The organism is Roseburia porci, from assembly GCF_009695765.1.
In the GTDB taxonomy this organism is placed as follows: Bacteria; Bacillota; Clostridia; order Lachnospirales; family Lachnospiraceae; genus Roseburia; species Roseburia porci.
The window spans coordinates 1-20,819 of sequence record NZ_VUNI01000026.1 but is presented as its reverse complement, the minus strand read 5'-3'; the positions used below and the strand labels follow the sequence as shown (position 1 = coordinate 20,819).

At 41.1% G+C, this 20,819-nt stretch carries 22 protein-coding genes; 19 read left to right on the top strand and 3 right to left on the bottom strand.

The genetic code is table 11. The annotated features are described in order from the left end of the window. The first annotated feature begins 190 nt into the window (after positions 1-190). From FYJ75_RS12520 to recG, 3 genes are read left to right on the top strand one after another with little or no spacing between them, the layout of a single operon-like run. Positions 191-550, top strand: coding sequence for an Asp23/Gls24 family envelope stress response protein (locus tag FYJ75_RS12520; protein WP_154430761.1), 360 nt, complete (start codon positions 191-193; stop codon positions 548-550). A gap of 14 nt (positions 551-564) precedes the next feature. After that, entirely contained in the window at positions 565-2,247 is a 1,683-nt protein-coding gene (locus FYJ75_RS12515; RefSeq protein WP_154430760.1) for a DAK2 domain-containing protein, read from the top strand. Between the two features lie 12 nt (positions 2,248-2,259). Then, the gene (gene recG, locus FYJ75_RS12510) at positions 2,260-4,323 is read left to right on the top strand and encodes an ATP-dependent DNA helicase RecG (RefSeq protein ID WP_154430759.1); all 2,064 of its coding nucleotides are present in this window, start codon (positions 2,260-2,262) and stop codon (positions 4,321-4,323) included. Positions 4,324-4,385: 62 nt separating this feature from the next. On the opposite strand, the gene FYJ75_RS12505 is transcribed toward recG, so the two are convergent. Next, on the bottom strand, positions 4,386-4,592 hold the full coding sequence (locus FYJ75_RS12505) for an alpha/beta-type small acid-soluble spore protein (RefSeq protein ID WP_154430758.1): 207 nt from the start codon (positions 4,590-4,592) through the stop codon (positions 4,386-4,388). 159 nt (positions 4,593-4,751) lie between these two features. Then, positions 4,752-6,497 carry an Rqc2 family fibronectin-binding protein gene (locus tag FYJ75_RS12500; protein WP_154430757.1) on the bottom strand — a complete coding sequence of 582 codons (1,746 nt, stop codon included), beginning with the start codon at positions 6,495-6,497 and terminating at the stop codon, positions 4,752-4,754. 174 nt (positions 6,498-6,671) lie between these two features. On the opposite strand from FYJ75_RS12500, the gene FYJ75_RS12495 reads away from it, so the two are divergent. The 10 genes from FYJ75_RS12495 to FYJ75_RS12450 all read left to right on the top strand — a co-directional run bounded on the left by FYJ75_RS12495 (position 6,672) and on the right by FYJ75_RS12450 (position 12,861). Beyond that, positions 6,672-7,550, top strand: coding sequence for a YicC/YloC family endoribonuclease (locus tag FYJ75_RS12495; protein WP_154430781.1), 879 nt, complete (start codon positions 6,672-6,674; stop codon positions 7,548-7,550). 8 nt (positions 7,551-7,558) lie between these two features. Next, positions 7,559-7,801 carry a DUF370 domain-containing protein gene (locus FYJ75_RS12490; RefSeq protein WP_154430756.1) on the top strand — a complete coding sequence of 81 codons (243 nt, stop codon included), beginning with the start codon at positions 7,559-7,561 and terminating at the stop codon, positions 7,799-7,801. A gap of 24 nt (positions 7,802-7,825) precedes the next feature. Next, entirely contained in the window at positions 7,826-8,488 is a 663-nt protein-coding gene (gene gmk / locus FYJ75_RS12485; RefSeq protein WP_154430780.1) for a guanylate kinase, read from the top strand. Between the two features lie 2 nt (positions 8,489-8,490). Further along, entirely contained in the window at positions 8,491-8,736 is a 246-nt protein-coding gene (gene rpoZ, locus FYJ75_RS12480; RefSeq protein WP_154430755.1) for a DNA-directed RNA polymerase subunit omega, read from the top strand. Positions 8,737-8,808: 72 nt separating this feature from the next. Then, positions 8,809-10,134 carry a 30S ribosomal protein S12 methylthiotransferase RimO gene (rimO, locus tag FYJ75_RS12475; RefSeq protein WP_154430754.1) on the top strand — a complete coding sequence of 442 codons (1,326 nt, stop codon included), beginning with the start codon at positions 8,809-8,811 and terminating at the stop codon, positions 10,132-10,134. Then, on the top strand, positions 10,131-10,673 hold the full coding sequence (gene pgsA, locus FYJ75_RS12470) for a CDP-diacylglycerol--glycerol-3-phosphate 3-phosphatidyltransferase (RefSeq protein WP_154430753.1): 543 nt from the start codon (positions 10,131-10,133) through the stop codon (positions 10,671-10,673). Before rimO ends, pgsA begins: the two co-directional genes overlap by 4 nt. Then, positions 10,674-11,162, top strand: coding sequence for a CinA family protein (locus tag FYJ75_RS12465; protein WP_154430752.1), 489 nt, complete (start codon positions 10,674-10,676; stop codon positions 11,160-11,162). Then, positions 11,159-11,719, top strand: a complete 561-nt coding sequence (gene rsmD / locus FYJ75_RS12460) for a 16S rRNA (guanine(966)-N(2))-methyltransferase RsmD (protein ID WP_154430751.1) — start codon at positions 11,159-11,161, stop codon at positions 11,717-11,719. The genes FYJ75_RS12465 and rsmD overlap by 4 nt, the downstream gene beginning before the upstream one ends. Beyond that, complete coding sequence (coaD, locus tag FYJ75_RS12455; protein ID WP_154430750.1) at positions 11,720-12,202, top strand: pantetheine-phosphate adenylyltransferase; 483 nt, start codon at positions 11,720-11,722, stop codon at positions 12,200-12,202. 20 nt (positions 12,203-12,222) lie between these two features. Continuing rightward, complete coding sequence (locus FYJ75_RS12450; RefSeq protein WP_154430749.1) at positions 12,223-12,861, top strand: ATPase; 639 nt, start codon at positions 12,223-12,225, stop codon at positions 12,859-12,861. On the opposite strand, the gene FYJ75_RS12445 is transcribed toward FYJ75_RS12450, so the two are convergent. Continuing rightward, the gene (locus FYJ75_RS12445; RefSeq protein ID WP_154430748.1) at positions 12,850-13,764 is read right to left on the bottom strand and encodes a hypothetical protein; all 915 of its coding nucleotides are present in this window, start codon (positions 13,762-13,764) and stop codon (positions 12,850-12,852) included. The genes FYJ75_RS12450 and FYJ75_RS12445 overlap by 12 nt on opposite strands. A gap of 30 nt (positions 13,765-13,794) precedes the next feature. On the opposite strand from FYJ75_RS12445, the gene FYJ75_RS12440 reads away from it, so the two are divergent. The 6 genes from FYJ75_RS12440 (at position 13,795) to hisZ (ending at position 20,688) form a co-directional block, all read left to right on the top strand. Beyond that, positions 13,795-15,243 (top strand): aminoacyl-histidine dipeptidase, encoded by a 1,449-nt coding sequence (locus FYJ75_RS12440; protein WP_154430747.1) that lies wholly within the window; start codon positions 13,795-13,797, stop codon positions 15,241-15,243. An 8-nt stretch (positions 15,244-15,251) separates the two neighbouring features. Beyond that, the gene (locus FYJ75_RS12435) at positions 15,252-15,983 is read left to right on the top strand and encodes a pseudouridine synthase (RefSeq protein ID WP_154430746.1); all 732 of its coding nucleotides are present in this window, start codon (positions 15,252-15,254) and stop codon (positions 15,981-15,983) included. An 11-nt stretch (positions 15,984-15,994) separates the two neighbouring features. Continuing rightward, entirely contained in the window at positions 15,995-17,914 is a 1,920-nt protein-coding gene (locus tag FYJ75_RS12430) for a YgiQ family radical SAM protein (RefSeq protein ID WP_154430745.1), read from the top strand. Next, positions 17,911-18,867 carry an RluA family pseudouridine synthase gene (locus FYJ75_RS12425; protein WP_154430744.1) on the top strand — a complete coding sequence of 319 codons (957 nt, stop codon included), beginning with the start codon at positions 17,911-17,913 and terminating at the stop codon, positions 18,865-18,867. The genes FYJ75_RS12430 and FYJ75_RS12425 overlap by 4 nt, the downstream gene beginning before the upstream one ends. Before the next feature lie 10 nt (positions 18,868-18,877). Further along, the gene (locus FYJ75_RS12420) at positions 18,878-19,411 is read left to right on the top strand and encodes a Holliday junction resolvase RecU (RefSeq protein ID WP_154430743.1); all 534 of its coding nucleotides are present in this window, start codon (positions 18,878-18,880) and stop codon (positions 19,409-19,411) included. Between the two features lie 89 nt (positions 19,412-19,500). Next, positions 19,501-20,688, top strand: coding sequence for an ATP phosphoribosyltransferase regulatory subunit (gene hisZ / locus FYJ75_RS12415; protein ID WP_154430742.1), 1,188 nt, complete (start codon positions 19,501-19,503; stop codon positions 20,686-20,688). Positions 20,689-20,819 lie beyond the last annotated feature (131 nt).

Sequence of the window (20,819 nt, the reverse complement as noted above, 5' to 3'; positions counted from 1 at the left end):
CCTCCTTGCATTTCACTAAACTTAGAATATGTTCTGTCCAAGTTCACAACAATGATATTCTAGCAGAACTATTTCTATAATGCAAGAAAAAAATATAAAAATTTTAAATAATTTAGAAGAGTGTTTGCTTTTTATGCAAAAATGGGTATAATATACCTAACTACGTCAGTATTTCATTGGAGGATATTGTATGAAAGGACAAATGGACACACAATTTGGAAAGATTTTGATTGATGAAGATGTCATTGCGACCTATGCAGGTTCCGTAGCCGTTGAGTGCTTTGGAATTGTTGGTATGGCAGCTGTAAATATGAAAGATGGGCTTGTTAAGTTATTAAAACGTGATTATCTCTCTCATGGAATTAATGTGACAATTGCGGAAGAGAATAAGATCACACTTGATTTTCACGTTATTGTTTCTTACGGTGTCAGCATAAGTACAGTCTCAGACAATCTGATTGAAACGGTAAAATACAAAGTAGAAGAATTTACCGGAATGCAGATCGAGAAGATCAATATTTACGTCGAAGGCGTACGTGTGATTGATTAAGGAGGACTAATAAATTGGAAATCACAAGTATTAATGCAGAAGTTTTAGCAAAGATGTTCCTTGCCGGAGCTAAGAATTTAGATGCGAAGAAAGAATGGATCAATGAGCTTAATGTATTCCCGGTTCCTGACGGAGATACCGGTACAAATATGTCAATGACGATCATGTCAGCAGCAAAAGAGGTAAGTGGGCTGGCAGATCCTACCATGAAAACACTCGCAAAAGCAATTTCATCTGGTTCTCTTCGTGGAGCAAGGGGTAACTCCGGTGTAATTCTTTCACAGTTGTTCAGAGGATTTTGCAAGGTGATTGCAGAATACGATGAGATTGATGTAAATGTTTTATGTGAAGCAGTTCAGAAAGCAGTTGAGACAGCTTATAAAGCAGTTATGAAACCAAAAGAGGGAACGATTCTTACGGTTGCAAAAGGTGCTGCAAATAAAGCGTTAGAGCTTGCAGAAGAGACAGACGATCTTGTATATTTCTGCGATGAGGTGATTAAAGAGGCGGATATCGTGCTCAGCAGAACACCGGATATGCTCCCTGTCTTAAAACAGGCAGGTGTTGTGGATTCCGGTGGACAGGGCCTTATGCAGGTGTTAAAAGGAGCATTTGATTCTCTGACCGGAAAAGAGATTGATTATACAATCGAGGATGCTTCTACCGGTTCCGGAGTAGTTAAAATCTCTGCACAGACAGAAGCAGAAATCAAATTTGGTTACTGTACAGAATTTATCATTGTTTTGAACAGACCTCTTTCTGATAAAGAAGAAAGAGATTACAAGGCATTTTTGGAATCTATCGGGGATTCCATTGTTGTTGTAGCGGACGATGAGATTGTTAAGACCCATGTACATACCAATGACCCGGGACTTGCAATCCAGGAGGCATTAAAACATGGATCATTAAGCAAGATCAAGATCGATAATATGCGTGAAGAACATCAGGAAAAACTGATCAAAGACGCAGAGAAAGTAGCTACACAGCAGAAAGAAGAGACTGCAGAGCAGGAAGAAGCGGTAGAGGAACAGCCGAAAAAGGATATGGGATTTATCTCCGTATCGATCGGTGAGGGAATGAATGAGATCTTCCGTGGCCTGGGTGCTGATTACATTATTGAAGGTGGCCAGACAATGAATCCAAGTACCGAAGATATGTTAAATGCAATCGAGCATGTAAATGCAGAACATATTTTCATTCTTCCAAATAACAAGAATATTGTGATGGCAGCCAATCAGGCGGCAAGTCTTGTGGAAGATAAAGAGATCATTGTAATTCCTACAAAGACGATCCCACAGGGAATCACTGCGCTTGTGAACTTTATTCCGGATCATACGGCAGAAGAGAATAAAGAAAGCATGCTGGAAGAGATTGCACTTGTAAAGACCGGACAGGTTACCTATGCGGTGCGTGATACCGAGATCGATGGAAAAGAGATCAAACAGGATGATTATATGGGAATCGGAGATAAATCCATCCTGTCTGTTGGAAAAGATCTGAAAGAGACGACTCTTGAAATGGTGGATGCCATGATGGACGAGGATTCAGCAATCGTAAGCATTTACTATGGAAGCGATGCCGAAGAAGCTGCTGCAGAAGCACTTGGCGCAGCCATTGAAGAGAAATATCCGGATGTTGAAGTAGAGATCAACGACGGTGGACAGCCAATTTACTACTATGTTATTTCAGTAGAATAAACAGGAGCATCTATGGACATTCATTCAGCCATAACAGAGATAAAAGGCGTTGGCAGTAAAACAAAAGAATTGTTCGGAAAAATGGGAGTATACACCGTTGGTGATATACTCCTTCATTTTCCCAGAAATTATATAAAATACCCTGCGGCGGAAGAATTTCAGAAAGCAGAACTGAATGAGGGAGAAATGATGGCCGTGCTTGCACAGGTACAAAGGACGCCACTTGTACGTAATTCCGGGAGAATGCCAGTCACACTGCTGGAACTTGAGTCAGAGGAAAAGCGGCTTCAGTTCATCTGGTATCGGATGCCTTATATCAAAAATACACTTGTTCCGGGCAAATGGTATGTTTTTTATGGAAAAATCACCCAAAAAAACAGACAATATGCGATGGAACAGCCGGAAATATACGAACTGGAAAAGTACAAAGAAAAAGAACAGCAGCTGCTTCCGGTGTATTCCCTGACTTCCGGAATCTCCAACAATCTGATGTCGAAAACCATAATGGCAGTGCTAAAGTCAGAAATACTGCTGCAGGATTATCTTCCGGCAAAATTAAAAACAGAATATAACCTCTGTGAATATAATTATGCTTTGCAGAAAATTCATTTTCCAGATGAAATGGAGCAGCTGATCGAAGCGAGAAGACGTCTTGTGTTTGACGAGTTTTTCCTGTTTATTATGGGAATGCAGTATCAGAAAGAGAGGCAGCAGAAAGAAAAAAATAATTATCCGTTCCGGGATGACGGGTTTGCGCTTGAACTGATGAAACAGCTTCCATATGAACTGACTGGGGCACAGCAAAAGACAATTGCGCAGATTCACAAAGATGCGGTTTCCCCATATGCGATGCAGCGGCTGATTCAGGGAGATGTTGGATCGGGAAAGACAATTGTTGCATTTTTAATGATGGCAGAGGCTTCGCACAGTGGGTATCAGTCTGCAATTATGGCACCGACGGAGGTGCTTGCAGTTCAGCATTATGCGACATATACCAAATTGTGCCAGCAATTTGGACTGGATATACCAGTGATACTGCTAACAGGTTCCTTAAAGGCGAAAGAGAAGCGGGAGGCTTATGCCAGAATACTGGAACATCCGAATGCGATGATCATTGGAACACATGCACTGATACAGGATAAGGCGGTATATTCGAATCTTGGACTTGTAATTACAGATGAACAGCATCGTTTTGGAGTAAAGCAGAGGGATACATTTTCCAATAAGGGAAGTCATCCTCATATTCTTGTTATGTCGGCAACTCCGATTCCAAGAACACTTGCAATTATTCTTTATGGCGATATGGACATTTCTGTGATTGATGAGGTGCCTGCGCACCGGCTTCCAATCAAAAACTGTGTGGTGGACACTTCCTATCGTCCAAAGGCATATGAATTTATCCTAAAACAGATAAAGGAAGGGCATCAGGCCTATATTATCTGTCCTCTTGTAGAAGAGAGTGAGAATTCCGAAGGGGAAAATGTAACGGATTACAGTAAAATGCTGGAGTCACAATTCCCGGCAGATGTTAAGATTGCCATGCTGCACGGCAAGATGAAACCAGAGCAGAAAAATCAGATCATGGAGGCATTTTCCAGAAATGAAATCCAGATACTGGTTTCGACAACGGTTATTGAGGTTGGGGTAAATGTTCCGAATGCGACAGTGATGATGATCGAGAATGCGGATCGTTTCGGACTGGCACAGCTACATCAGCTGCGTGGAAGAGTAGGACGAGGAGATGCACAGTCTTATTGTATTATGATAAATGGTTCCAGGGGGAAAACGGCAAAAAAACGTCTGGAGATCTTAAACAGATCAAATGACGGATTTTATATTGCCAGTGAAGACTTAAAGCTGCGTGGACCGGGAGACTTTTTTGGCATCCGCCAAAGTGGGGATCTGGCATTTCAGCTTGCAGATATCTACCAGGATGCCGAGGTGCTGGAAAAAGCCTCTGCTGCTGTAGGGGAGATCCTTGCAAAAGATCCGGATCTGGAATGGGAAGAGCATCATGTCCTGCAGGTAAGAATGCAACATTTTATGGATGAACAGATCAAAAAAATGAATTTATAAAACTGGATTACAGAGACAGGAAAAGCCAGCTGCGCATTTGCAGCTGGCTTTTCTCGCCCGGTTTATTTTCCGGACATCTGTTTTTCCTGTGCTTCGATCATTTTCTTAACCATATAGCCTCCGACAGAACCATTCTGTTTTGAGGTAAGGTCACCGTTGTAACCATCTTTCAGAGGAACACCAATCTCATTCGCAACTTCATACTTAAAACGGTCTAATGCTCCTTTTGCTTCTGGAACGGCTGCTCGGTTTGAACTTTTGTTTGACATTTTTCTTTCCTCCTGACGTATATTGAATATTTATCTTTGCGTGATGTAACTTCGTTACCTGATATATTAGTAACTTGTCGTTACAGTGTTATTCTGCGCAGATATTTTGTATCTATACAGGAAGAAAAAGTGAAACAAACGAAAAAATGGAAGAAACAATCAGGATTCCATAAGCTTCAATTCACTGATGTCTGGATGAATTGTAAGGGAATAATTCGTATAATAAACGACAAATCCCGGTGCACTGCCATTTGGTTTTTTGACATTTTTCTTTTGCAGATAATCCACTTCGACTTTATCAGCATCTCTTCCTTTGGAATAAAAGGCTGCAAGTTTTCCGGCTTCTTCAAATACACGGTCTGGGAGTTCTTCGTTTTTGGATTTTACGATCACATGTGAGCCAGGCATGCCTTTTGCATGAAACCACCAGTCGTTTCCGGTTGCAAATTTAAAGGTCAGTTCATCATTCTGGTAATTGTTCTTTCCAACATAGATATCGTATCCGTCAGAAGATATGTAGTGGAACGGTTTACTTTTGATCTTTGTTTTTTGGGCGTTACGGTTTTTCTTGATGTAGCCATATTCGATAAGCTCCTCTTTGATCTGTACAAGATCATCGGAAGAGAGGGCAATATCCAGGGAGTTTTGGATCGATTCCAGATGCAGAATCTCGTTTTGGGTTTCCTGGATCAGTTCTGTCAGGGCTTCGTAAGTACGTTTCAACTTCCCGTAGCGGTCAAAATATTTCTTGGAATTTTCCAGCGGAGTCAGTGCCGGATCGAGCGGTATTTTTATAAGCTTGTCATTATCATAATAATTTGGAGCTACAAGTTCTTTGCTGCCTTCCTCAAGCTGATATCCATATGCATTGATGAGCTCGCCGTAAACTTTGTATTTTTCGCGTTTGTCGGTATCTTTTAACTGTTTCTGCTGCAACTGGAATTTCTTCTGGTTACGTTCTAATGCTGTTGTTACGATTCTTCTTAAATCGACAGACTTCTGACGGATTCTTGTGTAGACATTTTTCTCCGAATAATACATTTCAAGAACCGAGGAGATGGAATCATATTCTTTGCAGTCATAATCCTGATACTGCGTCAGCTTTACTGCAGAAAATTCAATCGGTTCCCGTCCTTTGCGGATGATGGCAGGATGATACTGCTCGTTTTTGATCTCATCCATGAACCAGCAGAAATGGTTGGCAACATGGAGAAGTTCATCCTCAGAAAAAGCAGCGGTTGGCTGATCTCCGTCCACACCGGCACGGTGTGCAATTTCACTGGCAATCAGAGGGCTGATTCCGGTGAAAGAAGAATAGATTGCTTTGGTTAAGGAGAGAGGCTTGTTTTTTATAATAGAAAGCACTTCTTCTCTGGATACCATAAGTGGATTGTGTTTCTGATCCTGTGTGGATGGAATAAAATACATTTTCCCTGGAAGAACTTCACGAAGAGAACTCATCATGCTGGAAACGTGTTTGATACTGTCGATGATCGTTCCGTCGTCTTTGCAGAAAATGATGTTGGAATGTTTTCCCATCAGCTCGATGATTAGGGATTTCTTGCAGAGATCACCCATTTCATTCAGATGTTCGATCTCAAAATGGATGATACGTTCCATATGGGGTTGATAAATACGGGTAATTCTTCCGTTTGCGATATGTTTTCGCAGAACCATGCAGAAAGTCGGTGCGGTCATGGGACTGGGCTTGTTTTCGCTGGTGAGATAGACAAATGGAAGAGAAGCACTTGCAGACATTGCAAGGCGGTACTGTCCATTTGAGCCTTTGCAGGTGAGTAGAAGCTCATCGTTTTCCGGCTGTGCGATTTTGCTGATTTTTGCGTTTAAAATTGTCTGGTTTAATTCATATACTAAATTCGAAATAACGATTCCGTCTAGTGCCATTATAATATCCTCCTGATAATACATAGTATTATAAAGGATATCTGAAAAAAATCCAGTGAATTAGAAAAAACATTTGGAATTATTTGACGTACAGGTTGTTTGGCATTATAATACTAATATCTATGCATGCAGATGGAGAATAAGACATGCATGATACAGAAAGAAGGAACAATCATGATTAAAAGCATGACAGGATTTGGAAGGGCCGAATTTGCAGATGAAAAACGCAAGTTTACCGTTGAGATCAAATCGGTCAATCACAGATATCTGGATGTAAACATCAAGATGCCGAAGAAACTGAATTTCTTTGAGAGTACAATCCGTACCCTTTTGAAAGAATATATCGAACGAGGCAAGGTTGATGTCTATATCACATATGAAGATTATACGGAAGACAATTTTTCCCTGCAGTATAATGCCGGGCTTGCTGCTGAATATCTGAAGTATCTGAATCAGATGGCAGAGGAATTCCATCTGGATAATGACATTCGGGTCAGTACTCTTTCCAAGTATCCGGACGTATTTGTTATGGAAGAACAGGCACCGGATGAAAAGGAGCTCTGGAGTGGTCTGGAGAAGGCAGTACGCATGGCATGCGAGCAGTTTGTTGCAAGCAGGATCAAGGAGGGTGAACACCTGAAGAATGACCTGGTAGATAAACTGACCAATATGCTTTCTTATGTAGACTTTATCGAGGAGCGTTCACCGGAGATTTTAAAAGAATACCGGAGCAGGCTGGAAGAGAAAGTAAAAGAACTTCTTGGAGACAGACAGATTGATGATGCAAGAATTGCAACGGAAGTTACAATTTATGCTGACAAGATCTGTGTGGACGAGGAGACCGTACGCTTAAGAAGTCACATTGAGACAGCAAAGGAAACACTTGTGAATGGCGGAAGTGTTGGCCGCAAGCTCGACTTTATTGCGCAGGAAATGAACCGGGAGGCGAATACAATCCTTTCGAAGGCTAACAATCTTGAAATCTCAGATACCGGTATTGACTTAAAGACGGATATTGAAAAAGTCCGTGAGCAGATACAGAATATTGAATAGGAAGAATCATGGGAAAACTGATTAATATTGGATTTGGAAATATGGTTTCGACGGATAAGATCGTATCGATCATTTCGCCGGATTCGGCTCCTGCCAAGCGTTATATCCAGCAGGCGAAAGAGAGCCATATGCTGATTGATGCAACACAGGGCAGGAAGACGAAAAGCATAATTTTTACAATGAATGATAAACTGATTCTTTCCGCATTACAGCCGGAAACGCTGGCTGGAAGATTTGAACAGGAAGAGTAGTAAGCAAGAGGTGAAATAATGAGTTTGGCAAAGAAAGGAATTCTCGTTGTTGTTTCCGGATTTTCCGGTGCCGGTAAAGGCACTATTATGAAAAATCTGATGAGCAGATACGGGGAAAGTTATGGATTGTCTGTTTCAGCTACCACGCGTGCACCGAGACCGGGTGAAGTTGATGGAAAGGACTATTTTTTCGTTTCCAAAGAACAGTTTGAAACGATGATTTCGGAAGAAAAGCTGATCGAATATGCAAAGTATGTCGACAATTATTACGGAACGCCACGTGATTTTGTAGAAAAACAGCTGGAAGCTGGAAAAAGTGTTATACTGGAGATAGAGATCCAGGGAGCACTCAAAGTTAAAAATAAATTTCCGGATACAAGACTGCTTTTTGTGACTGCACCAAGTGCAGAAGAACTGAAAAACCGTCTGGTTGGCAGAGGAACAGAGACACAAGATGTGATTGAAGCCAGATTAAGCAGGGCCTATGAGGAATCTCTGGGAATTGAAAATTATGATTATTTAGTGATAAACGATGATCTGGAGCGCTGTGTCGACCATGTACACAGCATTCTTGAGAATGAATGCAGTCAGCGTTCAGAAGAGAATTCCGGTGACCGGGTATCCGCTAATATAGATTTTATTAAAAATATGAGAAATGAGCTGTTAAGCTTTTCGAAAGGAGAATGAATATGATACATCCATCGTATGTAGAATTAATGAAAGTAGTAAACAATGACGTAGAAATCGGGGAAGAACCGGTAGTAAACAGCCGTTATTCCATCGTACTTGCAGCTGCAAAACGTGCCCGCCAGATCATTGACGGTGCAGAGCCACTCGTAAGTAATCCAAAATGCCCGAAACCATTATCCATTGCGGTTGATGAGTTATACCAGGGAAAGGTTAAGATCCTTACCGAGGACGAAGACCAGAATTAATCAGAAACATTAGATAGAAAGAAAAAGGGATGACGAAATTTGTTGTCATCCCTTTTTGCAAGTGTGAGGTTTATGAAATTATTATTTATATCATTAGGTTGTGATAAAAATCTTGTTGATTCGGAGTTCATGATTGGTATGCTTACCAAAGACGGGATTGAGCTTACGAATGATGAAACAGAAGCAGATGTCATTATTATCAATAGCTGCTGCTTTATCAATGATGCAAAAGAGGAAAGTATAAATAATATTCTGGAAATGGCAGAATACAGAAAGAGTGGCAGTTGTAAAGCATTGATTGTTACAGGATGTCTGGCACAGCGTTATAAGGAAGAAATCATGGAAGAGATTCCGGAAGTGGATGCAATACTTGGAACCAATTCCTATGATTCTATTGTTGAAGCTGTAAGAGAAGTACTGGATCATCATAAGAAATATGAGAATCTCGGTACGCTTACCGGACTTCCGAAGCTGAGTAACAAACGTCTTTTAACAACCGGAGGGCATTATGCTCATCTGAAGATTGCGGAAGGGTGCAATAAGAACTGTACCTATTGTGTAATTCCATCGATCCGGGGACGTTACCGGAGTGTTCCGATGGAGACACTGGTAGAACAGGCAAAAGATCTTGTGGATTCCGGAGTAAAGGAACTGATTCTTGTGGCACAGGAAACAACACTTTACGGAGTGGATCTTTATGGGGAGAAATCTCTGCATAAACTTCTTGCAGAACTTGGCAAGATCGATGGCCTTTTCTGGATTCGCATTATGTACTGTTATCCGGAAGAGATTTATGATGAACTGATTGAAGAAATGTGCCGCAATAAAAAAGTATGTCATTATCTGGATATGCCAATCCAGCACTGCAATGATAAGATCCTAAAACGCATGGGACGCAGAACAAACAAACAGGATATCATGGACATCGTAGCAAAACTTCGTGAACGCATTCCGGATATCACATTAAGAACAACCCTGATCTGCGGATTCCCGGGAGAGACAGATGAAATGCATGAGGAACTGATGCAGTTTATCAACGATATGGAGTTTGATCGGCTTGGTGCATTCCCGTATTCGCCGGAAGAAGGCACTCCTGCTGCTGAATTTGAAGATCAGGTTGATGAGGAAAAGAAACTTGACTGGCAGGCGGATGTTATGGAATTACAGGAAGAAGTAATCTTTGACAAAAACGAGTCGATGAAGGGCAGAGAACTGTATGCATTTATTGAGGGAAAAGTTGCCGATGAGAATGCCTATGTGGGAAGAACTTATCGCGATGCGCCTGGTATAGATGGTTATATATTTATTAACACAGAAGAAGAACTGATGACCGGAGATATTGTGAAAGTCCGTGTTGTTGGAGCTTATGAATATGATTTGATAGGAGAGATAGTATGAATTTACCAAACAAATTAACGTTATTCCGAGTAATCCTGATTCCATTTTTTGTATTTTTCCTGCTTGCACCTTATTTCGAAGGCTATGGAAATTACATCGCCGTTGCAATTTTTATCGTGGCAAGCCTGACAGATATGCTGGATGGAAAGATTGCAAGAAAGTATAATCTTGTGACGAATTTCGGAAAATTTATGGATCCGCTTGCAGACAAGCTTCTTGTATGTTCAGCAATGATCTGTCTGATTTCGACAGGACAGCTTGCAGCATGGATTGTAATCATCATTATCGCACGTGAATTTATCATCAGTGGTTTCCGGCTGATTGCATCCGATAACGGAATTGTTATCGCAGCAAGTTACTGGGGCAAGTTTAAAACAACTTTCCAGATGCTTATGGTGATTGTATTGATTCTGAATATCCCAAATCAGTTCTTTACTGTACTCGGAACAATTCTGACATACATAGCACTGGCACTTACGATTATTTCACTGATCGATTATATCGCAAAGAATAAGGATGTCTTAAAGGAACAGAAGTAAATGGAACTGAACAGATTAGAAGAGCGCTTGATGCAATTGTTAACCGAAAATGATTTGAAGGTAACAACTGCGGAGAGCTGCACCGGAGGAATGGTTGCGGCAGCAATCGTAGATATTCCGGGAGTTTCAGAATATTTTCACGCCGGATTTGTGACCTATTCGGAAAATGCAAAAGCAGAATTGCTGAATGTTAACCCCGACACAATAAAAGTTTACAATGTAGTCAGTGTGGAAACAGCACAGGAAATGGCCTCAGGTGCTGCAAAAAGAGTACATGCAGACTGTGCAATTGCGACAACGGGTGTTGCAGGACCGGGAGGCGGAACCGAAGAGATACCGGTTGGATGCGTGTGCTTCGGATGCGTGGTATGCGGACATATTTTCTCTGAGAAAAAGATATTTCAGGGATCAAGAAAAGAAATCCGGAATCAGGCGACGGAGGAGGCAATCCGGTTTCTGATCGCAGGAATCGAGGAGGTAATAAAATGAGAATCATTGCAGGAACAGCAAGAAGTCTTCCTTTAAAAACGGTAGATGGTATGGAAACAAGACCAACGACGGACCGGATTAAAGAAACATTATTCAATATGATCCAGAATGAGATTCCGGGATGCTATTTCCTGGATCTGTTTGCCGGAAGTGGACAGATGGGGTTAGAAGCTGTCAGCCGAGGAGCTGAATATGCAGTGTTTGCAGATAACAGTAGAAAAGCGGCACAATGCATAGAAGATAATATTCATTTCACGAAGTTTGATAAACAGTGCAGGTTTTTAAATATGGATGCTGTATCCGCAATCCGGTCGCTGGATGGAAAATACCGGTTTGATGTTATTTTTATGGATCCGCCTTATAAGAAAGAACTGGAGAAAGAAGTGCTTACGGCATTAAAAACTTCAACCATATTAAAGGAAGATACGCTGATTATTGTCGAGGCATCTTTGGACACTTCGTTTGATTATCTGGACGAACTTGGATATCAGATGATAAAATATAAAAAATACAAAACAAATGCTCATGTATTTCTTACAAAGAGCAGGGAGGAATAAATGAAAAAAGCAATTTATCCGGGAAGTTTTGATCCACTTACTTTCGGACATCTTGATATGATCGAAAGATCGGCATCAATTGTAGATGAACTGGTAGTCGGAGTGCTCAATAACAGTGCAAAAAACTCATTGTTTTCTTTAGAAGAACGTGTTAGTATGATAAAAGAGATGACGAAGGATTATCCGAATGTAACGGTTACTTCCTTTAATGGACTGTTGGTAGATCATATGCGTGAGATCGGTGCTACGATTATAGTCAGAGGTTTAAGAGCTGTGACAGATTTTGAGTATGAGCTTCAGATTGCGCAGACGAATCATGTCCAGGAGCCGGGAATTGAAACGATTTTTCTGACGACCAATTTGAAGTATTCTTATCTCAGTTCAACTATTGTGAAAGAGTTTGCTTCTTATGGAGGCGATATATCCAAATTTGTACCGGAACAGTTCATTGACAGAATTTATGCAAAATACAATATTAAATGACATATAAAGGAGAAGTTCGAATGAGCAGTAGAATAGAGCAGGGCATTGAAGATATCGAAGATTTTATCGAAGGATGTAAATATGCAACCTTTTCCAGCACAAATATTATTGTAAATAAGGAAGAACTGGAAGAATTACTTGCAGAGCTTCGTTCCAAGACTCCGGAAGAGATTAAAAGATACCAGAAGATCATCAGCAATAAAGAAGCAATTCTTGCGGATGCACAGGCCAAGGCAGATCAGATCATTGCACAGGCACAGATTCAGACTAATGAATTAGTAAGTGAGCATCAGATTATGCAACAGGCATATGCACAGGCAAATGAGGTTGTAATGATTGCTACAAAGCAGGCGCAGGAGATCCTTGATAATGCAACGAATGAAGCAAATGGAATCCGTATGGGTGCGGTATCTTACACCGATGAACAGTTGAAAGGAATCGAAGATATTCTGACTCATTCGATCGATACATCGAAAGCGCGGTATGAGCATTTGATTGGTTCACTTCAGGAGTATCTGGATGTTGTATCGAGAAACCGTGCTGAATTGTTCCAGTCTGAGGAAGAGGCAGAGGAACAACAGCCTGAGCATGTTGAGGATACGCAGGGAACAGAAGAACCACAGGCATTGGAAGAGATCGCAGAAGACTCAGAACAGTAATCTGCAATAACAGATTGCCAGTAAGACGGAAATTGCGGAACAAAACAGCTTCAGACAGAGATATCTGGAAATGGACAATCCGGCTGGCGCAAGCATGGAATGTGCTTGAGCGATTCCGGACAGTCCGCCCCAGGACAATATGCTGATTGCAAGTACATAGATTATGTTTTCTGGTAAAACAGAATCTGCGAGCATAGCAATTCCGTTTGTCACTTCAAGTCCTGTTGTCAGAATATAAAGTGGCATAGGTGGTCTGCCTGGGTATTTTTGCAGGATGCTGCCCAGAATCGAAAATAATACGATATAACCACATAACTTTATGAGCGTTTCAAATCCGCTTATGATACCGGCGTCAATGATTTGCATATCTAATTGGAATCTTGATGCCGTTTTTTTGTGATTTTGTGCGGAGGGCCTGTTAGGGATCAGAAGAATAATACCAGTCAGAAATGATGGAATATATAGAATAAGAAGGGTGAATAAAGCTGAAAATTCACCATGAAATTTCTGAACAAGAACGTATCCGAGAATAAATGCAGGGCTCAGATTATTGGTACAGCAGCACAGGATCTGTGCCTGTTTTTGAGATAAAAGTCCGTTTTTAAAACAATCGGAAGAAAGCTTGCTTCCAATAGGAAAACCAAACAGAAAACCACAGAAGAATATAAATAATTCCGTGGATGAAAAGAAAAAATGTTTTTGGGATAACCAGTTATCCAGCCATTCCAGAAGATCGGACTGCAGAAGGATGGCGGAAATTACGGTAAATGGAAAAAGCGCAGGAAGCACCTGGTTAAACCATAAAAGGAGTCCGGCGCGTGTGGCGTCACAGGCACTTGCAGGACTGGATAAAAGGTATATAATTACAATCACTATGAGCATGATATATATGATTTTTTTCATAATATAATCTATGACTTAAAGGAGGACACTATGAACGTATTAGAGAATTTAGAGCCGAAAAAGGTATTTCATTATTTTGAGGAAATCTGTAGTATTCCACATGGCTCAAGAAATACAAAACAGATCAGCGATTATCTGGTAGATTTTGCAAAGGCACATGGCCTGACTTATTACCAGGATGAACTGAATAACGTGATCATCATAAAAGAGGCATCAAAAGGATATGAAAATGCAGAGCCGGTAATCATTCAGGGACATATGGATATGGTCTGCGAGAAGGAAAAGGGCTGTGATATTGATTTTGAAAAAGAAGGACTCAGATTGTATGTGGATGGTGATTTTGTAAAAGCAAAGGACACCACACTTGGTGGAGACGACGGAATCGCTGTTGCATATGCACTCGCAATACTGGATTCTGACGAACTTGCACATCCACGTCTGGAAGTTGTCATTACGGTTGATGAGGAAATCGGTATGCTCGGTGCAATCGATATCGATCTGTCTATGTTAAAAGGTCATACCATGTTAAATCTGGACAGTGATGAAGAGGGACATTTCCTTACAAGCTGTGCAGGCGGAATGAGCATGATCACAGAGATCCCTGTGAAAAGAGTGACGCAGAGTGGTCTTAAGATGTTACTGACAGTGACTGGACTTGAGGGAGGGCATTCCGGAAGTGAGATCCATAAAGAGCATGGAAATGCCAATATTTTAATGGGAAGATTTTTAAAACAGATCATGGATATTACGCCTTTTGGAATCATTTCCATGGATGGCGGTTTAAAAGATAATGCAATTCCAAGAGAGTGTAACTGTGAAATACTTTTGCCGGAGGAAAGTGCAGATGCAGTCATGCAGGTGGCTGAGACACTGGATCAGACTTTCAAGAATGAATTTTGTGTGTCAGATGCAAAGGTAGAAGTACTCTGCAAAAAAGAAGGAGTATGTGAAACAAAAATGCTGGATTATACTTCAGTTCACAAAGTGATCTTCTATCTTCGTACAGTACCAAATGGTGTACAGCATATGAGTATGATGATGCCTGGACTGGTCGAGACTTCATTAAACCTCGGAATTCTGAATCTCAAAGACGATGTGTTTGAGACTGTAACATCGGTCAGAAGCTCTGTTTCAACAAGAAAAGACGATTTGAAAGATCAGGTGACACAGCTTGTTGAAATGCTTGGTGGAGAAGTAACAATCGAAGGCGATTATCCGGCATGGGAGTATCAGCCAAATTCAAAAATGAGAGATACGATCGCAGAAATATATCGTGAATTATTTGGAAAAGAAGCAATTTTTGAGGCAATTCATGCAGGATTGGAATGTGGTCTGTTTTCAGAAAAGATTCCAAATCTGGATTGTGTATCTTTCGGGCCGATGAATTATGATATCCATACACCAAAGGAACGTCTGAGTATTTCTTCGACAGAAAGAATGTGGAAACTGATCGTTGAATATTTAAAACGAGCAAAATAGGAGATGGTATGATTCGCTTGGATAAATATCTTACCGACTGTGCAATCGGAACCAGATCGGAAGTGAAAAAACTGATCCGTGCCGGCAAAGTAGAAGTGAACGGAAGCACGGATGTCCGGCCTGAGATGAAACTGGATGAGTTAAAAGATCAGGTCGTTGTAAATAAAATGCCTGTTGTATATGAGAAATATGGTTATTATCTGTTTCACAAGCCGGCAGGCTGTGTGACTGCAACAAAGGATTCCATGCATAAGACGGTGATGGATTATTTTGATGCCAGAACATTTGCCGGATATTCTCCGGTTGGCCGGCTGGATATTGATACGGAAGGTTTTTTACTTGTTACAAATGATGGAGCGCTTGCACATCATCTGATCAGTCCGGCACATCACGTGCCGAAAACCTATTATGTAGAAACGGATGGACCAGTTCCGGCATCGGCAGTAGAACTTTTTGATAAAGGGATCGATATCGGCGATGATACGCCGACCCTTCCGGCGGAGCTTGTGATCCGTCAGACAATGGAGCCGGGTGACAGCAGTGCAGCGAAATATGCTGCGGAAGTTACAATTTACGAGGGACGTTATCATCAGGTGAAGCGTATGTTTCAGGCAATTGGAAGAAAAGTAGTTTATCTGAAACGAATCTCTATGGGAGGGTTGGCACTTGGACAGCTTCCTAAGGGAGAATATCGAAAATTAACCGAAACGGAAGTGGAACTTATTTCATCTTCCAAATAAAGGAGAGTAGAATGTACGAAGGTTATCTGCCGATTTCCCGTCAGGATATGACAGACAGGGGAATCGAACAACTGGATTTTGTATATGTATGTGGAGATGCGTATGTGGATCATCCATCATTCGGGCATGCAATTATTACGCGTCTGCTGGAAGCACATGGATATTCTGTGGGAATTATTTCACAGCCGGACTGGAAGGATGACGCATCCATTTCCATTCTTGGCGAACCAAGGCTTGGTTTTATGGTCTCTGCGGGAAATATGGATTCCATGGTCAATCATTATTCGGTTTCCAAAAAAAGAAGAGAGAAAGATTCATTTACACCAGGCGGTGTCATGGGAAAAAGACCGGATTATGCCACGGTTGTATATTGTAATCTGATCCGGCATACGTATAAACATACTCCGATCATCATTGGCGGAATTGAAGCCAGCCTCCGGAGACTGGCGCATTATGATTACTGGTCCAATAAATTAAAGCGTTCTATTCTGCTGGATTCAGGGGCAGACCTGATCTCTTATGGGATGGGAGAACGGAGCATTATTGAGATTGCGGATGCATTAAATGCCGGTATGAATGTAAAGGATATTACATTTATTGATGGCACGGTGTTTAAAACGAAAGACCGCGATATCATATATGATGCAATTGAACTTCCTGATTGGGATGAGATTAAAACGGATAAGACGGTATATGCAAAAAGCTTTTATACGCAGTATTGCAATACAGATCCGTTTTCCGGAAAACGATTGTTTGAACCATACGGCGGGACTACCTATGTAGTACAGAATCCACCGGCAAAACCGTTATCCCAGACAGAAATGGATGCCATTTATGCACTTCCATATATGAGAAATTATCATCCGTCATACGAGAAAGATGGTGGTGTACCTGCAATCCGTGAGATTAAATTCTCACTTGTGAGCAATCGTGGCTGCTACGGTGGCTGCAATTTCTGTGCGCTTACATTCCATCAGGGAAGAATCATTCAGACGAGAAGCCATGAGTCTATTATCGAAGAGGCAAAGCAGCTTATTGAAGAACCGGACTTTAAAGGTTATATCCATGATGTTGGGGGACCTACTGCAAACTTTCGAGCGCCGGCCTGCAAAAAACAACTGACAAAGGGGGCATGTCCAACCAGACAGTGTCTTTTCCCGACACCGTGTAAGAACCTCGAGGTCGATCATTCGGATTATCTGAAGCTGTTAAGAGAATTAAGAGCACTTCCGAAGGTGAAAAAAGTATTTATCCGTTCCGGAATCCGTTTTGATTATCTGATGTATGACAAGGACCGCACTTTTTTAAGAGAGCTCTGTGAATATCATGTCAGTGGTCAGCTTAAGGTTGCTCCGGAACATATTTCCAACGCAGTATTAGAAAAGCTTGGAAAGCCAAGTGTGGAAGTATACAACCAGTTTGTCAAGGCATACAAAGATATGAATAAAAAGCTGAATAAAGAGCAGTATCTTGTTCCATATCTGATGTCTTCACATCCGGGTTCTACTTTAAAAGAAGCCATTGAACTTGCCGAGTTTCTGCGTGACCTTGGCTATATGCCGGAACAGGTGCAGGATTTTTATCCAACGCCTTCTACGATATCTACCTGTATGTATTATACAGGACTTGATCCAAGAACAATGAAGCCGGTATATGTTGCAATCAATCCGCATGAAAAGGCAATGCAGCGTGCACTCATCCAGTATCGTAATCCGAAAAATTATGATCTGGTTCATGAAGCACTTGTCAAAGCAGGAAGGACGGATCTGATTGGATTTGACAAAAAATGTCTGATACGTCCAAGAAGACCGAAACATGAAGAAACATCATATCATAAAGGAAAGCCAGGTGACCGGACGAAGAATCCGAAGGAAGTAAAATCCAGAGGAAAGAAAAAGACGATCCGGAATGTTCATAAAAAGAAACGATGAAAGAATTTATTTTAACCGCAAACGAAAGCGGACAAAGGTTTGATAAATATTTAAAGAAGCTGCTGCCAAATGCAGGAAGCAGCTTTCTTTACAAAATGCTTCGAAAGAAAAATATCACGCTGAACGGTAAGAAAGCTTCCGGAAATGAAAAGTTAAAGGAACAGGACAGGGTCTGCCTTTACTTCAGTGATGAGACATTCCTTAAGTTCTCCCAGGATTCTGAAGCACTTCAGAAAGAATATGAAGCACTTCAGAAATTGGATGATAAGAAGCTTCCGGTTGTTTATGAAGATGAAGACATCTTAATCCTGAACAAGCCGTATAACATGCTGTCCCAGAAGGCAAAGCCGGAGGATGTTTCTGCAAATGAATATATGCTGGGATATCTGATTCAAAGGGGAGCTTTAAGCTTTGAGGAATTCAGGACTTTTCGTCCTTCGGTATGTAACCGGTTAGACCGTAATACAACGGGGCTTCTGATCGCAGGAAAATCCATGTCCGGTCTTCAGGAGATGTCTGAAATGTTAAGGACACGTGAAGTCCGGAAATATTATCGTTGTATTGTGAGTGGGACAATTGAAAAACCGGCATCTTTAAAGGGATATCTGATCAAGGACGAGCGCACGAACAAGGTCAGGGGTGTTGCACAGTCGAATGACGACAGTGTCTACATTGAGACTGCGTATACTCCGGTAAAACAGGGAGATGGATGGACGTTACTTGAGATTCATCTGATCACGGGGCGTACACATCAGATCCGTGCTCATCTTTCTTCTATCGGTCATCCGATCATTGGTGATATGAAATACGGTGATCCGTCGATTAATAAGAAATATGAAAAACAATATCATGTAAAATATCAACTGCTTCATGCTTATCGTCTGGAATTTCCGGATGGAAAGATTGTGTCAGTTGATCCTCCGCATATCTTTACAAAGATTACAGAGGTCTGAAAGGAGTCCAATGGCAACATGGAATTCGCGAGGTCTGAGAGGTTCTACACTTGAAGACCTCCTCAATCGAACAAATGAAAAATATCTGGAAAATAATCTCGCGCTGATCCAGAAGATTCCGACTCCGATTACACCGATCAATATTGATAAAGACAGCAGGCACATTACGCTTGCCTATTTTGATCAGAAAAGTACAGTCGATTATATCGGGGTTGTTCAGGGAATCCCCGTCTGTTTTGATGCAAAGGAATGCAATACGGATACTTTTCCGCTTGCCAATATTCATGAGCATCAGGTTGAATTCATGCGCCATTTTGAAGAACAGAATGGCATCTCTTTTATTTTGATTTCCTATACACACAAAAATGAATTTTATTATCTGAGATTCCAGGATCTGCTGCGCTTCTGGGAAAGGGCTGCAGAGGGTGGAAGAAAGAGCTTTCGGTATGAAGAACTTGATCCGGAATATTTCCTGCCAAAGGTTCCAGGTGTACTTGTTCCGTACCTGAATTGTATGCAAAAAGATCTCAATACGAGGGATTGACATTTTATGGGTTTTCCAATATAATGACAATGTTTCACGTGGTAGCATATTACCACTTTACTACATTAAAGCTGTGAGAGGTTTGGTTTATGAAAGAACAATTATTACATACACCGGATGGTGTCAGAGATATTTATAATGGAGAATGCAAAAAGAAATTAATCTTGCAGGATAAACTTCATCAGGTACTTTTAAAGTATGGGTATCAGGATATTCAGACACCTACCTTTGAATTTTTTAATATCTTCAGCAGCCAGATTGGAACAACGCCATCCAGGGATTTATATAAATTCTTTGATAAAGAGGGAAATACTCTGGTGCTTCGTCCGGATTTTACGCCTTCGATTGCAAGAAGTGCTGCAAAATACTATATGGACGAACAGATGCCGGTGAAACTTTGCTATATAGGCAATACGTTTACCAATTCAAACAGTTATCAGGGAAGATTAAAGGAAATCACACAGTCAGGTGCAGAGCTGATTGGAGACGGCTCTACAGCAGCAGATGCAGAGATTCTTGCAATGGTGGTGGATTCGCTTAAAACAGCAGGACTTTCTGAGTTTCAGATTTCAATCGGACATGCACAGTTTTTTGGAGGTCTTGTCAAAGCAGCCGGATTACAGGAAGAGGAAGAGGCAGAACTTCGTTCTCTGATATCCAATAAGAATTTCTTTGGAGTAGAAGAATTTGTGGATACAATGGATCTGGAAGAGAATTTAAGAAAGCTTTTTTATATGCTTGGCAATTTTGATCTGAAGATCGAAGAGATCAAAGAAGCTAAGAAATATGCGAACGCTTACCCGGATATCTTAGAGGCAATTGTGAAACTGGAAGAACTTGATGAATTTCTTAAGGTTTATGGAATTGATAAGTATATATCTTATGAACTTGGAATTATCAGTAATTATCATTATTATACAGGAATTATATTCTATGCATATACATTTGGAACCGGTGAGCCGATTGTAAAAGGCGGAAGATACGATAAGCTTCTTGAGTATTTTGGCAAAGCAGCTCCGTCCATTGGATTTGCGATTGTGGTTGATCAGCTGATGTCTGCATTATCCAGACAAAAGATCGAGATTGCGGTGCCGAATGATTCGCAGCTTATTGTTTATGAGGCTGAGAAATTCAAAGAAGCTGTTGCAAAAGCAACGCAGCTTCGAAAAGATGGACAGAAAGTAGAAATGCTCATGAAAGATCCTTCCAGAACGAAGGAAGATTATAACTCATATGCGTGCAAAAATCAGATCAAAAATGTGATCTGGTTCCAGTAAAAAGGGTAGTGTCAAATAAGATATGAAAAAACTGAGTTAAAAAATTAGGCTCAGATGAACCTTGAAAATTGTAGATATTAGAGGTTGTGGCAGACGTCCGCCACCCTTGACAGCACGAAAAAGAACTGCTG